The organism is Kitasatospora sp. NPDC091276 (genome assembly GCF_040684355.1).
GTDB lineage: Bacteria > Actinomycetota > Actinomycetes > Streptomycetales > Streptomycetaceae > Kitasatospora.
Genome location: NZ_JBFBFU010000019.1, coordinates 59,322 through 73,634, shown reverse-complemented (window position 1 = coordinate 73,634; position 14,313 = coordinate 59,322). Strand labels below are relative to the sequence as shown.

11 protein-coding genes are annotated in these 14,313 nt (G+C 73.3%); 10 read left to right on the top strand and 1 reads right to left on the bottom strand.

Annotated features, from left to right (window positions below; genetic code table 11):
- The first annotated feature begins 103 nt into the window (after positions 1-103).
- Positions 104-1,495 carry a sporulation protein gene (locus tag AB0O19_RS23520; protein WP_363622053.1) on the top strand — a complete coding sequence of 464 codons (1,392 nt, stop codon included), beginning with the start codon at positions 104-106 and terminating at the stop codon, positions 1,493-1,495.
- A 22-nt stretch (positions 1,496-1,517) separates the two neighbouring features.
- Here the strand turns inward: AB0O19_RS23520 and AB0O19_RS23515 are convergent, their stop codons facing one another.
- The gene (locus AB0O19_RS23515; protein WP_363622051.1) at positions 1,518-2,111 is read right to left on the bottom strand and encodes a helix-turn-helix domain-containing protein; all 594 of its coding nucleotides are present in this window, start codon (positions 2,109-2,111) and stop codon (positions 1,518-1,520) included.
- Between the two features lie 125 nt (positions 2,112-2,236).
- Between AB0O19_RS23515 and AB0O19_RS23510 the strand changes: the two genes are divergently transcribed.
- The 9 genes from AB0O19_RS23510 to AB0O19_RS23470 all read left to right on the top strand — a co-directional run bounded on the left by AB0O19_RS23510 (position 2,237) and on the right by AB0O19_RS23470 (position 14,313).
- Positions 2,237-3,364 (top strand): NAD(P)/FAD-dependent oxidoreductase, encoded by a 1,128-nt coding sequence (locus tag AB0O19_RS23510; RefSeq protein ID WP_363622049.1) that lies wholly within the window; start codon positions 2,237-2,239, stop codon positions 3,362-3,364.
- Positions 3,365-3,995: 631 nt separating this feature from the next.
- Entirely contained in the window at positions 3,996-5,054 is a 1,059-nt protein-coding gene (locus AB0O19_RS23505) for a hypothetical protein (RefSeq protein WP_363622047.1), read from the top strand.
- Positions 5,055-6,077: 1,023 nt separating this feature from the next.
- Positions 6,078-6,863 carry an alpha/beta fold hydrolase gene (locus AB0O19_RS23500; protein WP_363622045.1) on the top strand — a complete coding sequence of 262 codons (786 nt, stop codon included), beginning with the start codon at positions 6,078-6,080 and terminating at the stop codon, positions 6,861-6,863.
- Between the two features lie 53 nt (positions 6,864-6,916).
- On the top strand, positions 6,917-7,882 hold the full coding sequence (locus AB0O19_RS23495; protein WP_363622043.1) for a 3-oxoacyl-[acyl-carrier-protein] synthase III C-terminal domain-containing protein: 966 nt from the start codon (positions 6,917-6,919) through the stop codon (positions 7,880-7,882).
- On the top strand, positions 7,876-9,567 hold the full coding sequence (locus AB0O19_RS23490) for an AMP-binding protein (protein ID WP_363622041.1): 1,692 nt from the start codon (positions 7,876-7,878) through the stop codon (positions 9,565-9,567). Before AB0O19_RS23495 ends, AB0O19_RS23490 begins: the two co-directional genes overlap by 7 nt.
- Complete coding sequence (locus AB0O19_RS23485; protein ID WP_363622039.1) at positions 9,564-10,559, top strand: NAD-dependent epimerase/dehydratase family protein; 996 nt, start codon at positions 9,564-9,566, stop codon at positions 10,557-10,559. The genes AB0O19_RS23490 and AB0O19_RS23485 overlap by 4 nt, the downstream gene beginning before the upstream one ends.
- A gap of 37 nt (positions 10,560-10,596) precedes the next feature.
- Entirely contained in the window at positions 10,597-10,869 is a 273-nt protein-coding gene (locus AB0O19_RS23480; protein ID WP_363622037.1) for a phosphopantetheine-binding protein, read from the top strand.
- Positions 10,866-12,089, top strand: a complete 1,224-nt coding sequence (locus AB0O19_RS23475) for a beta-ketoacyl-[acyl-carrier-protein] synthase family protein (RefSeq protein ID WP_363622035.1) — start codon at positions 10,866-10,868, stop codon at positions 12,087-12,089. Before AB0O19_RS23480 ends, AB0O19_RS23475 begins: the two co-directional genes overlap by 4 nt.
- Positions 12,061-14,313: an MMPL family transporter gene (locus AB0O19_RS23470; RefSeq protein ID WP_363622033.1), complete on the top strand. Its 2,253-nt coding sequence runs from the start codon at positions 12,061-12,063 to the stop codon at positions 14,311-14,313. The genes AB0O19_RS23475 and AB0O19_RS23470 overlap by 29 nt, the downstream gene beginning before the upstream one ends.

Here is a 14,313-nt window from a genome sequence, read left to right as displayed (position 1 = left end):
CTACCCTCGGTGATCCGTCCTCGGGTGCCGGACACGCGACTTCTCGTGGCCGGCCGTGTACGACTTCCCCGTGCCCGCGCGGGGACCGACTGAGGGGGACGCCGTGGCGTCGACCACCCGCCGGACCAAGCCGCCGAACGACGCACTGGCCCGGATGATCGACAAGTGCGAGGGCGCCAGCCACAAATCGCTGGCCCACCGGGTGAACCAACTCGCCCACGAAGCCGGGCTGACCACGACCTACACGCACACGTCCGTTGCGAACTGGACGGCGCGCGGCATGGTGCCGGACTGGCCCGTGCCGAAGCTGCTGGCCCGGGCGATCGGCGAACGGCTCGGCCGGCCCGTGGAACTCGGCGAGATCGGTATGGCCGATGCCGGGACACCGGACGCCGCGATGGGGTGGGATTTCCCGAGGGACCCCGCCGAGGCCGTGCGCACGGCCACTTCGTTCTGGAGCAGCGTGAACCGCCGAGACTTCCTCACCGGTGCGGGCTTCGCCGTCTCCGCGTTCACCACCCCGGTCACCCGCTGGCTGGTCACCCCCGCCGACGACACCGCCGCCCACCGCGGCCGCGGCCGGGTCGGCGCCGCCGACCTCGCCGAACTGCGGGACGCCGCAGACGAGGCCCGGCGCTGGGACTCCAGATACGGCGGCGGGAACTGGAAGGCCGACTCCGTCACCGCCTGCCTCCGGGAACGCGCGGTCCCGCTCCTGAACGGCTCCTTCGGCGACGAGGTCGGCCGCCAACTGTTCTCCGCGACGGCCGAGTTGTCCCGCCTGGCGGGCTGGACCGCCTTCGACGTCGGCCAACACGACGTCGCTCAACGGCACTTCATCCAGGCCCTCCGCCTGGCCCGGGCCGGCGGCGACGTCCAGCTCGGCTGCTATGTCCTGACGACGATGGCCATGCAGACCCTGCTGAGGGGATTCGCCGGCGAGGCCATCGACATGACCCAGGGCGCCTTCGAGCGGGCCAAGGGCCGGGCAGCCCCCAGGGTGCTCGCGTTCACCAAGCTCATCGAGGCCCGGGCCCACGCCCGGGACGACGACGCCCGGGCCGCCTCCGCCGCGCTCGCCGCCTCCGAGAGCCTGCTCGACCAGGCCCGCGACGGCGCCGAGGAGCCGGCGTGGATCGACTTCTACCACCACGCGCGGCTCTCGGCCGACGCCGCCGAGATCTTCCGCGACCTGAAGCACCCCGAGGCCGCCCTCGCGTGGAACGCGCAGGCCGCCGCCATGCCGCCCGGGGTGTTCACCCGCTCGGTCGGGATGCGGCTGGCCATCGTCGGAACCGCCCACCTCCAGAGCAAGGAACTGGATCAGGGCCTCGCGTTCGGCCACCAGGCCGTCGACATCCTCGCCCGTGTCCAGTCCAGCCGGGCCAAGGACTACGTCCGCGAGTTCAACACCGCGCTCACCCCTTGGCGCCGCGAGCCGCGGGTCGTCAAGTTCCTCCGGCGGACCGGCAAGGAACTCGGCGTCGCGGCATAGGGCGAGAGGCCGCGCGGCCGGGTCAGGTGCCCGGGTGGGAGGCTGCCCAGCCGTGTTCGAGCAGGGCGAAGGCCTCGTCGGCGGCTCGGCGCGGTTCGGCGTGCCGCAGGATGAGGCTGCGGCTCTCAAGGGCGAAACGGGCGAGGGCGGCGCAGCTGACGTCGTCCTCGGGGGCGTTGACGGCCTCGGCGATGGCTCGTGCCAGGGCGGTTTCGTGGCGCGTCCACATGCGGTGGGCGTAGTCGCGCAGCGCGGGGGTCTCCTGCACCATGCGCGTGAAGTCGGCGAACCGCGGGTCCGCGGTGTGGACGGCGAACTGGGTCTGCGTCAGCAGGAGGTGCTCGCGCAGCGCCTGCGGGATCGACGTGCCGGGGGTGCGTTCGCGTACGGCGGCGACGAGTGCTGCTTCGATGTCGTCCTCCTGGTCGAAGACCAGGGCTTCCTTGCCGGAGAAGTGCTTGAACAGGGTGGTCACCGAGACGTCGGCGGCCTCGGCGACGTCCTTGACGCCGACCTGGTCGTAGCCGTGTTCGAGGAAGAGGTCGAGTGCGGCGTCGGCCAGGGACTGGCGGGTCTGGGCCTTCTTGCGCTCGCGGCGCCCGGTCGGTTCGGTCACGTGCCCACCATACCGACATAGTGCATCCGCTGCAAAAGTTTAGTCGTTGCGCTTATTTAGCGAGTGTGCTTTCTTGGTGGTGCCGGGCCTCCCAACGGCCCACCCACCTCCCGAGGGGCACTCCCATGAACTCTGCCCGCAATCCCCGTGATCCCCGCCGTCCCCGCATCGCGATCGTCGGCGCCGGCCTCGGCGGCCTCACCTGCGCCCGGGTCCTGCAGCAGCACGGTCGCTCCGTCACCGTCTTCGAACGCGAGGCATCCGCCGGCGCCCGCCCGCAGGGCGGCACCCTCGACCTGCACGCCGACACCGGCCAGGCCGCCCTGCGCGCGGCGGGGCTCCTCGACCGGTTCCACGCCCTCGCCCGCCCCGAAGGAGACGCGTGGCGCGTGCTCGACTTCGCCACCGCCGCGCTCCTGGCGCAGCAGGGGCCTTCCGCCGACGGCGGCCGGCCGGAGATCGACCGGGGCCAACTGCGCGGCCTGCTCCTGGACTCGATCGCCAGGGGCACGGTGCGATGGGACCGCGCCGTCAGCGGGGTCACCCCGCTGGCCGACGGCACCTGCCGGCTGTGCTTCGGTGACGGTACCGCCGAGGACTTCGACCTGGTGGTCGGTGCCGACGGCGCCTGGTCGCGCGTCCGCCCGGCCCTGTCGCCCGCCGTACCCGGCTACACCGGTGTCACCTTCGTCGAGACCGGATTCGACCACTGCGACACCCGTCACCCCGACCTCGCGCGGCTGGTCGGCAGCGGATCGATGCTGGCGAAGGGCGTCGGCAGGTCCCTGGTCGCCCAGCGCAACAGCAACGGCCACATCCGCGCCTACATCGCGCTGCGCGTGCCGGAGGACTGGCACACGGCCGCCGGTATCGACCTCGGCGACCAGCGGGCCGTGCGGACGCACCTGCTGAGGGCGTTCGACGGCTGGGACGAGAGCCTGCGCCACGTCCTGCGCGACAGCGACAGCGGGCTCGTCAACCGGCCCCTGTTCGTCCTGCCCGCCTCGCACACCTGGCAGCACGTCCCCGGCGTCACGCTGCTCGGCGATGCCGCGCACCTGATGCCCCCGGTCGGACTGGGTGCCAATCTCGCCATGCTCGACGGTTCCGACCTCGCCCACGCCCTCGCCACCGAACCCAGCGTCGACGACGCCGTCCGCGCCTACGAGAGCATCATGCTGCCGCGCTCGATCGAGGCCGCGACGGGCAGCGCGCAGGGACTCGACCACCTCGTTCCCGCGACGGCCCCCTGAACCGACTCCACTCGGGCTCTGACTGTCTCAGCTCAGGCACCGGCTGTTCGGGCGCTCACGGCTGGAGTCGTCCGGGGCGGGTCGAGCGACTGTCGGCTTCCACGGGCTGTCCGGGCCCTTTGGTCGCTGCGTATTCACGCAGGTCAGGGCGGCGGCAGGGACTGAAGCGACTGAGACTGGGGATTGGGTGCACGTTGTCGCTCGGGGTGGGTGCCCGTCCCGGCGCGGTCGGGCGGCCGGCGACTCCGCCGTGGAGTGGTCGCGGGCGGTGAGGATGACGTGGTAGCCCTGTTCGGCGAGCTCGCGGGCGACGGCGAAGCCGAGTCCGGCCGGACGGCTGGTCCCGGTGAGGAGTGCGGTCCTGATGGCCGTGGCGGGTGTTTCCCTTTCAGGTGGCTCGGCCGTTCCTGGTTTGAGCTTGGACCGTGACGTCGGAGCTGTCACCGGGCACCTGTATGTTGATCACCCGCCGACCCTGTCGGTGTCCCGTCCCGGGGTGTCGACGTGCGGGTCCGGCCTGGGGTGGTGATCGCTTCGCGGAAATCCGGTCGCTGTCGTCGGGGGATCAGGTGATCCTTTGGCGTCGAGGCTGAACAGCCGCTCATCGTCTCAAGCGCTTGAAGGATTTTGCATGACCGTTCCTGCCCTGCCTGACAGCCCGCAGTCCGCCGAGGAGCCGGCCGACACCAACGCATGGGCGGCACCGAGCCCGGGTCAGGGTGAGGGCGAGGCCCGGGGTCAGGGCGAGGCCACGGTGCCTGCCCCGACCGCCACCCCCGCCCCTGCTGCGCCCCCCGCCGCGCCCCCAGTCGCGGCTCCGAACGTCCCGTACTGGCCGCCGTACGCGTATCCGATGCCGGCGCCGCAGCCTCGCAACGGGCTGGGCACCGCGGCCATGGTGCTCGGGATCGTCGGTGGCGTCCTCAGCCTGGCCGTCATCTTCTTCTGGCTGTCCTGGCTGCCGGCCCTGCTCGCCGTGGTCTTCGGTGCCATCGGGCTGGGCTACGTCCGCAAGGGCCTGGCGACCAACCGGGCGATGGCGCTCGCGGGCGTGATCCTGGGCATTTCCGGTCTGCTGGTCTCGGTCGGCGCCGGGGTGTTCGTCGTGACGCGGGTGCAGGCGGCCGACGAGGAACGGCGGGCGGAGGAGAACGCCGCGCGCGCTCGCGCCGATGCCGCGACTCAGGCCGCCAACGAGCGGGCGGCGAAGGAGCGGGAGCGGATCGAGGCCGAGCGGAAGAGGTTCGAGGCCGAGCAGGAGAAGGCGGCTGCGGACGAGAGGACCCGGCGCCTGTCGTTCGGCCAGTCCTACACGTACGGGGACGGCCTGAAGGTCACGATGGCCGCGCCGACGCCGTACGTTCCGAGTGACAGCGTGTCGGACACCCCCAAGAACGCCAAGATCATCCAGGTGAGGATCACCGTCGTCAACACCGGGTCGGAGGAGGTCTCGCTCAACGGGTCGGGGCTGCCCACCATCAGGGACGCCAAGGGCAACCTCGTCTTCACGCTGATCGACGGAAGCGGACGGATGAAGATCCTCAAGGGCTCGCTGGCCCCGGGCGAGGAGGCCACCGGTCTGACGGCGTACGCCCTGCCGGGCAGCGCGGCCGACCGGTTCTCCGTCCAGTTCGACTACGGTCTCGGGCGGCTGCGCAAGGACGTCATCTGGTCCGGCTCTCCGAGCTGACCCGGGGCCGCTCCCAGCAGAGACCGGGGCGCGGCACGTGCCGCGCCCCGGCCCGGTGCCGTGGGAGCCTCGGAGCTTGAATTTGAGGAGGAACCTGCTGCCCGGCAGGCTGCTGGGGTGCGTGGTGCTGCAGTTCGTGATGTCGGACCCAGGGGTGAGGGAGCCGGAGACGGAGACACCGGGCAGGACGGCGCTGTCGAGGGTGACCGTGCCGGCGTTCAGGCTGGGGCCGCAGTTCTTCACCAGGAACTTCTCGATGGTGCCGTCGTTCAAGGACACGTTGGTCGCGGTGGGGGTGTCGCAGATCGGCTGGGTGTTCTCGGCTGTGCCCTTTCCGACGCAGGCGAGCCGGAGCAGCAGGTCGGCCCGGGGTTCGGCGGCCCCGTTGGCCCCGTCGGTCGCGACCGGTGAGTCGGCGGCGACCGCGGCCGGGGCGGACTGCGGGAGGAACGCGGCCGTGGTGGTGGCCAGGGCGAGCGGGACGGTGGTGAGCCGCCGGCGCCGCACCGAGAGGCGCCTGGTGCGCGGCCCGGACAGTGCGCCCTGGGCAGTGGGCTGATCGCCCATAACGTCCTCCTTTGTTTGTGTGTACGAACTGCTGGTGTCGGAATCGTCGCCGGGGGACTGTCGTGCGATTCGGGCGGGCCGGATTCGCCTTTGCGGCGCGATATTGATCCGTCTGTCGCAGTGCGCCCGGGATTTCCTGCGAAGTCGCCTTTTTGCTACCACGGATCGTGAACGATCTTTGCTGTCAGGCAGTCGGGGGACGGCGGCGTGTACTTGCCGGGTCTTCCGTCGGCGCCGGGTTACGTTCTGCGGCAGACCTTTTCGGTGTCGGCCCGTCGGACCGCCCAGCGGATAAAAAGGGGAGACCCAGTGCTGCCCAGTCCACCCCTCCCGCCCGGCGGCCGACGAGCCCCGGCCGCGGATCGCCTGCCCGGTTTTCCGGGCACGGAGCACTGGCGGCGTGAGGAGAGATCCGGACTGCACTACGTCGACCACGGATCCGGCGACGTCGTGCTCATGTTGCACGGAAATCCGACGTGGGGATATCTGTGGCGGCGTCTGGTCACTGGGCTGGCCGGGAATTTCCGCTGCGTCGTGCCGGACCAGCTGGGCATGGGGCTCTCCCAGCGCAGGACCGGTGCCGGTCCGATTCCGCTCGCGGAGCGGCTGGAGCACCTCGACGCGCTGGCGGCCCACCTGATCGAGCAGCGCCGGGCGCCGTCGGCGGGCTGGACCCTGGCGGTACACGACTGGGGAGGGCCGATCGGCCTGGCCTGGGCGAGGCGGCATCCCGGGTTGGTCACGAAGCTGGTCGTGCTGAACAGCGTGGGTTTCCGCTGGCCCGAGGGCTACCGGCTGCCGCGCTCGCTGGCCCTGCTGCGCGACGTCCGACCGCTCGGCGAAGCGGCGCACCTGCTGAACCTCTTCCCCCGGGCGGCGCTGCGGGCCGGGGTGGTCCGGCCGCTGCCCGCCGAGGTCCGTTCCGCCTACCTGCGGCCGTACCGCGGAGCGTGGCAGCGCCGCGCGGTGCGGGACTTCCTGCGGCAGATCCCGCGCAGCGGCGCGGATCCCGCCTGGTCCCTGGTCGATCCCGGTGACGACAGCGCCGACCTCGCCGGGCTGCCGGTGTTCATCGGCTGGGGCCTGCGCGACCCGGTGTTCACACCGCTCGTCCTGCGGGAGTGGCGGCGCAGACTCCCGCACGCCGAGGTGCACGCCTTCGCCGACGCGGGCCACTTCGTCCTGGAGGACGCCGGCGATTCCCTGATCAGGCCGCTTCGGCGCTTCCTGTCCACGCGATGACGAACCATCACGGAAAGGTGCCCATGCCCTCGCCCCACAGCAGGATCGGTCTCGTGCGGGTCCATGTCCCCGAGGCCCGCCAGAGTTCCCGCGAGATCGAGGAGGAACTGCGCCGGCAGAGCCCCGGGGCCGCGCTGCCGGCGGGACTGCTGGAGCACATGTTCGGGCTGCGCGAGCGGTGCGTGGCGGCGCCGGGGGAGATGCCCTCGGACCTGGCGGCCCGGGCGGGCGCCGCCGTCCTGCGCGACGCCGGCCTCCCGCCCGAGGCCGTCGACCTGCTCGTCTACACCGGGATCAGCAAGGACCTCGACGAGCCGGCGACCGCGAACGTGGTGGCCGCCAAACTCGGTGTCACGGCACCGGTCTTCGATCTGATGAACGCCTGCAACGGCGTGCTCAGCGCGTTGGAGAGCGTGGACGCGCTGATCAGGCTCGGTTCCTACCGGCGGGTGCTGGTGGTCACCGGGGAGACACCCAGCCGGATCACCCGCTGGCGCGTTCCGGACCGCGGTCGGCTGGCATCGGCACTGGCCAGTCTCACGCTGGGCGACATGGGGGCCGCCGTGCTGGTGGAGGCGAGCGAACGGCCCGGCGTCCTCGGCAGCCGCTTCTTCGCCAACCCGGCCGCGTGGCCGAGCGCGGTACTGCGCAGCCCGTACGCCACCGGCCGGATGCACGAGTTGGAGGTCGACGACGCCGCGTTGACGGCCTCCTTCGCGGAGCTACGGGAACAGGCCTTCAAGGCCGCGGGCGAACTGGTCGATTCCGTGGCCGACTGTGCGCTGTTCTGCGTCCACCAGCCTTCGGCGGCCATGACCCGCGACCTCTGCTCAAGCGCCGGTATCCCCGCCGAGGCCGTGATCTCCACCTTCCCCGACTACGGCAACGTCGCCACCGCCACCATCCCGCTGCAACTGGCACTCGCGCAGGAGCAGGGCCGGCTGCACGAGGGCGATTTGGTGGGAATCGTCGGCCTGGCCAGCGGCACCAGCCTCGGCGTCATGGTCCTGCGGTGGTGAGCGCGGTCCCCGGGGCGGCCGAGGAGCGGGACGCCTGGCCGGAGACGCTCGCCGCCCACCTGGCCGGATGGGCCGGCCTGCAGCCGGACCGCACCGCGCTCGTCTGGCCCGCTCCGCGCGGCCGGTGGCACACCGTCGACTTCGCGACGCTGGAGGCCGCCTGCCGGGCGCGCATCCGCGAACTGCGCGAGGCGGGCGTCGGCGCGGGGCAGAAGGCCGTGGTGATGGCCCGCGACCCGTACGACCTGGTGACCACCGTGTATGGGCTGCTCGCCCTCGGTGCGGTGCCGGTGCTGATCGACCCGGCGCTGCCCCGTCCGGCGTTGCGGGCCTGTCTGGACGAGACGCGGCCCGAGGTGTTCGTCGGCGACCCGCTCGCCCAGCTGGCCCGGCTGCTGCTCGGCTGGGCCCGCCCGCACGTCACCGTCTCACTGCTCACGGGCCGCGCGTGGCGCGCGTGGTGCGCGCGTCGGCCGGAGCCGGAGACGGGGCGGCCGGAACCGTCATGGCCGAGCCCGCCGCCCGCCGCCTCGCTCGCGCTGATCGCCTTCACCTCCGGCTCCACCGGAGTGCCCAAGGGCGTGGAGTACGAGCACCGGCAGCTGGCCGCCCAGGTCCGCTCCCTCGCCGGGCTGCTGGGACTGGGCCCGGGCGAGGTGCTGCTCGCCGGGTTCCTGCCCTTCGCCCTGTTCGGGCCCGCCACCGGTGCCACCACCGTCGTCCCGGCCGTCGACCACCTCAGGCCGGCCCGCACCCGGGGTGCCGACCTGGCGCGCGCCGTCACCGAACACTTCACCTCGGTGGTGTGTGCCTCCCCGGCGGTGCTGCGGGCCCTGGCCGGGGAGTGCGAGCACGGCCGGCTGTCGCTCGCCCCGGTGCGGCTGGCCTGTTCCTTCGGCGCCCCGCCGTCCGAACGGCTGGTGCGTGCGCTGCGCCGGGCGCTGCCGGAGGAGGCGACGCTGCTCAGCGCGTACGGCGCCACCGAATGCCTGCCGGTCAGCGTGATCGACAGCGCCGAACTGGCCTCCGCGCACGCGGAACCGCTGCACGCCCACCGCGGGGTCTGCCTGGGCCGCCCGGTGCCCGGCATCACGGCCCACGTCCTGGTGCCGGTCGGCCCCGTGTCGTACAACCGGCCAGTTCCGCAAGGGAGTTACGGGGAGATCACGGTCGGCGGCCCGCAGGTCAGCCGGGCCTACCATGCCCGCCCGGGCGCGAACGCGGCCGCCAAGGTCGGCGCCGGGGAGGACGTACTGCACCGCACCGGCGATCTCGGCTGGCTCGACGAGAGCGGCCGGCTGTGGTTCCTCGGGCGCTCCGCGCACCGGGTGCACGGAGCCGGGTTCGCGCTCGACACCGCCGTGGTCGAGCGGATCGCCGACGCGGTGCCCGGCATCGGGCGCACCGCGCTGATCGGCCTCGGGCCCGCAGGCCGTCAACGGCCGGTGCTGTGCGTGGAGTTGGCGCCATCGGCGGCCAACTCGGCGACGGCCGTCCTCCAGGGGCTTCGGCACGCCCTGTCGGCGGTGCCGGGCGGCCACCGGGTTTCCACCGTCCTGCTCCACCGCCGGCTGCCCACCGACCCGAGGCACAACTCGCGCGTCGACCGCGACCGCCTCGCCCGCTGGGCCCGCCGCCGGCTGCGCCGACGACGCCCGGGCGGCGTGCGGGGAGGCGGGCGATGAGGGTCCTGGTCACCGGGGGCAGCGGCTTCCTCGGCCTGGAGCTGTGCCGCCGCCTCGCCGGGCGCGGCGACGTGGCGGTCTCGCTGAACCGCCGCTGGAGTCCGGAGCTGGAGCGCCTCGGGGTCCGTCAGCACCTGGGCGACATCGCCGACCCGGATACGGCCCGGCGAGCCCTCACCGGGTGCGAGGCGGTGATCCACAACGCGGCCCTGGCCGGGGTCCGGGGGCCCGAGCGGCCGTACCGCGCGGTCAACGTCGACGGCACCCGGCACGTCCTGACCGCCTGCCGCGCCCTCGGCATTCGCCAACTGGTCTATACCTCTACCGCGAGCGTGGCCTTCACCCCCGAGGGCATCAGGGGAGCGGACGAGTCCCTGCCCGGGCCCCGGAGCCACTCGGCCGCCTACCCCCGCACCAAGGCCGAGGCGGAGGCGGCCGTCCTCGCCGCCAACGGCCCGGACCTGGCCACCACGGTGCTGCGCCCCCATCTGATCTGGGGGCCCGGCGACCCGCACTTCCTGCCCGCCCTGCTGCGGGCGACCGAAGCCGGGCGACTGCTGATGCCGGGCCGCGGCACCAACCTCGTCGACACCTGCCACCTCGCCACCGCGGCCCACGCGCACCTGCTCGCGCTGGACCGGCTGCGACCGGGCCACCCGGCGGCCGGGCGGGCCTACTTCATCGCCCAGGGCGAACCGCGGCCGCTGCGCGAGGTGGTGGCCAGGCTCCTCACCGCGGCCGGACGCCGCGCGAGCTGGCACCCGGTGCCCTACCCCGTCGCGCTGGCCGCCGCCGTCCTGGCCGACGCCACGACGACGGTGCTCCGCCGCCACACCGACCACGGCCTCAGCCGGTTCCTGCTCCACCAGCTCACCCGGCCGCACTGGTTCGACCTCACGGCGGCCCGGCGAGACCTCGGCTTCGAGCCGCCCACCACCTTCGACCAGGCCATGGCCGAACTGACCCGCCACCACCGCACCGCCGGCGGCTGAGCCCACCTCCCCCACACTCCGGAAAGGAACCACCACCATGGACTCGACTCTCTCCGTGGACGACGTCTGCGCCACCGCCCGGACCCTGCTCGTCGAGCGGTTCGGCGTATCCGCCGACGTCATCAGCCCCGACGCCACCTTCGACGAGATGGACGTCGACTCGCTCGCGCTGGCCGAGTTCGCCTTCGTGCTCCAGGACGAGTTCGGCATCCTGATCAACCAGGAGGACGCCGACCGGCAGAGCACGCTCGTCGACGTCGCCCGGATCGTCCAGGCCCGACTCGGCGACGCGGCCGAACCCGTCGCGTGAACCGCCCCGAGATCGCCGTCACCGGCCTGGGGCTCGTCACCCCGGCCGGGATCGGCGCCGAGGAGACCTGGCAGCGGGTCTGCGCCGGCACACCCACGGCGTCACCGGACCCGGACCTCGACGCCGCCCCGGTGACGTTCTCCTGCCGCATCCCCGCCATGGACCTGGACACGGCGGTCGGGCGCAAGAAGGCCTGGCGGATCGGACGGTTCAGCAAGCTCGCGCTGCTCGCGGCCCGGGAGGCCGTCCAGAACGCGGGACTGGACACCGGCGGGTGGGACGGCGCCCGGGTCGCCGTCGTGCTCGGGGTGGGCTTCGGCGGCGCGCCGCACTGGGAGGACCAGCTGCGCCGACTCCACCAGCGCGGGCCGGCCCACGTCTCGCCGACGGTGATCCCGATGGTCATCGGCAACATGGCCGTCGGCGAGGTGGCCCAGGAGTTCGGCGCGCGTGGTCCCACGCTCGCCTGCGCCACCGCCTGCGCCTCCGGTGCCACGGCGCTGGCCATCGCCCACGACCTGCTGGTCGCCGGGTCCTGCGACATCGTCCTGGCCGGTGGCGCCGAAGCCGCCCTCAGCCCGCTGGTGGCGACCGGGTTCCACCGGATGGGCACCCTGTCGGCGCGCGGGCACGACGTACCGGGCGCCTCACGGCCGTTCGCCGCCGACCGGGACGGCTTCGTCCTGGCCGAGGGCGCCGCCGTGCTCGTCCTGGAGCGCGCCGCGGACGCGAAGGCGCGAGGTGCCCGGGCGCGCGCCGTGCTCGCCGGACACGGCGCCAGCAACGACGCCCACCACCCGACCGCGCCGCCCCAGGGCGCCGCCGGTGCGGAACAGGCGCTGCGTACGGCGCTGCGCAGTGCGGGCCTGGGCGCCGGCGACATCGGCCACGTCAACGCCCACGGCACCTCCACCCCGCTCAACGACGCCGCCGAGGCAGGTCTGATCGCCCGCGCCCTGCCGCACCGGCCCAGCGTCACCGCTCCGAAGGGCGTGCTCGGCCACAGCCTCGGCGCGGCCGGAGCGATCGAGGCGGCGCTCACCGTGCTGACCATCGAGCGCGCACTGGTGCCGCCGATCGCCAACCTCACCCCCGACACCGCCGAGTTCGACATCGACTGCGTCACCGGGACCGCGCGGAGGCAGCGGATCGATGCCGCGGTCAGCCACTCCTTCGGCTTTGGAGGCCACAATGTCGTCCTCGCCCTGCGCCGGGACTGACCCCCGGGCGGGAACGGAACGAGGCACCCCGGCGCCGCCCGACGGCGTCGGGGCCCGGATCGGCGCACTCGTCGCCCGCCACCGCTGGGCGGTGCTGTGGACCACCGCCCTGCTGCTGGCCGTCGCCGTGGTCGCCGGGGCCGGGCTGCCCGCACGGCTGTCCCACGGCGGCTTCACCAACCCCGGGGCCGAGTCCGGCCGGGCGATCGAAGCCATCGAACACCACTACAACGCGGGCGGCACCAGTACGATCGTGATCTTCCGCAGCGAAACCCTCACCGTGGACGACCTGGAGTTCGGCGAAGCCGTGCGGTCCGCGCTCGCCACCGTGCCCAGGACCGTGCTGGCGGGTGCCCAGCACTACTGGAACACCGGCAAGCGGGAACTCGTCTCCACCGACGGGCACGCGGCCTGCGTGGTCGTCGGACTGGCCGGAACCGGCGACCACGCCAAGGCCGCCTCCTACGAGCGGATGCGCGGTCTACTGCACGCCGATGGGTTCACCGTCACCTACGCCGGGCAGGTCCCGCTCGAGGCCGACCTGGACCGCACCGTCGACGACGACCTCACCCGGGCCGAACTCTACGTCTTCCCCCTGCTGTTCCTGCTGCTCCTGCTCTTCTTCGGCAGCCTCGCCGCGGCCCTGCTGCCGCTGGCCGTGGCCGGCGCGAGCCTCACCATGGCCTTCGGGGTGCTGCGGCTCCTCGCCCCGCTGGTGCCGGTCAGCTACGTCACCCGCAACGTCGTCGTCATGATCGCTCTCGGGCTGTCCGTCGACTACGCCCTGTTCGTCGTCGTCCGCTTCCGGCGTGAGCTGCGCCACCGGGGCGACCGGCACCGAGCCGTGGCCGCGACCATGGCCACCGCCGGGCACACCGTGCTCTACTCCGCGACGGCCATCTCGCTCGCCGTCCTGGGCCTGAGCCTGCTTCCGTTCCCCATCACCCGCTCCCTCGGCATCGGCGCCGCCGTCACCGTCGCGCTGGCCGGCGCCGTCAGCCTCACCATGCTGCCCGCAGTGCTGGCCGTGCTCGGCCCTCGGGTCGACGCCGGGCGCATCCGGCTGCCGGGCCTCGGACGGGCCGGTCTCGGACGGGCCTGGGCGGCGGACCAGGAGACGGGGTTCTGGTACCGGCTGGGCCGGAGCGCCGTCACCCACCCGTGGGCCTGGCTCACCGCCGCCGTCGCGGTGATCGCCGTGCTGAGCGCGCCGGTCGTCGGGCTCCACCTTGCGGCGAGCGACCAGCGGACCCTGCCCGCCGGGGCGGCCAGCCGCAGGGCCCAGGAACTGCTGCACGAGGACTTCCCGGCGGCCGCGCTCGACCAACTCCAGGTCGTCGCCCACCTGCGGGACGACATCGGCGGCGAGCCGGGCAAGGCCGAACTGGCCCGCTGGCAGGAGCGGCTCGCCGGACTGCCGGACGCCCAGGACGTCCGGCTGCGGGTCAGCACCGCGCACAGCGCGCTGCTGACCGTGGCCACCGACGAGGCTCCGGACGCTCCCGCCGCCGAGCAACTGGTACGCGCCGTGCGGGCGCTCGACCCGCCCGACGGCGGCCTGGTCCTGGTCGGCGGACCGGCCGCCGCCAACGTCGACGTCCTGGACGCCCTGGGGGCCAGGCTCCCGGCGCTGGTCGGGTACCTGCTGGTGGTCACGCTCGGCCTGCTCTTCCTGGCCTTCCGATCGCTGCTGGTCCCGGTCAAGGCCGTCATCACCACGACGATGTCCCTCGGCATCGCCTACTCCGCCGTCACCTGGACCGTCCAGGAGGGCCACGGTGCCCGGCTGCTCGGCCTTCGACCCACCGGGTACGTCGGTGCGTTGGAGGCCGCCATCATGCTGATGTTCGTCTTCGCGCTCTCCGTCGACTACGAGCTCTTCCTGATCGCGCAGATCCGCGAACTCCACCGCGGCGGCATGGACAACGCCAATGCCGTGGTGACCGGCCTCGGGCGCACCGGAGGGCTGATCTCGGCCGCGGCGGCCCTGATCGTGCTGGTCGCCGCGGCCTTCGCGACCAGCCCCGTCGTCACCGTGAAGGAGATCGCCCTCGGTGTCCTGGTGGCCGTGGCCGTCGATGCCACCGTGGTGCGCATGCTGCTGGTCCCCGCCACCATGCGCCTGCTCGGCGAACTCAACTGGTGGACACCGCGCTTGCGGCGGCCGGCGGCGCCGAGCGGGCCCCGTCCGGCGCCGTTGCCGGGCCTGGAAGCGGTGGAGTGA

What these genes read in the sequence shown, in the direction of transcription:
- AB0O19_RS23470 (WP_363622033.1), top strand. Translation starts at nt 12,061, where the DNA reads ATGTCGTCCTCGCCCTGCGCCGGGACTGACCCCCGGGCGGGAACGGAA.
- AB0O19_RS23485 (WP_363622039.1), top strand. Translation starts at nt 9,564, where the DNA reads ATGAGGGTCCTGGTCACCGGGGGCAGCGGCTTCCTCGGCCTGGAGCTG.
- AB0O19_RS23505 (WP_363622047.1), top strand. Translation starts at nt 3,996, where the DNA reads ATGACCGTTCCTGCCCTGCCTGACAGCCCGCAGTCCGCCGAGGAGCCG.
- AB0O19_RS23480 (WP_363622037.1), top strand. Translation starts at nt 10,597, where the DNA reads ATGGACTCGACTCTCTCCGTGGACGACGTCTGCGCCACCGCCCGGACC.
- AB0O19_RS23500 (WP_363622045.1), top strand. Translation starts at nt 6,078, where the DNA reads ATGTTGCACGGAAATCCGACGTGGGGATATCTGTGGCGGCGTCTGGTC.
- AB0O19_RS23510 (WP_363622049.1), top strand. Translation starts at nt 2,237, where the DNA reads ATGAACTCTGCCCGCAATCCCCGTGATCCCCGCCGTCCCCGCATCGCG.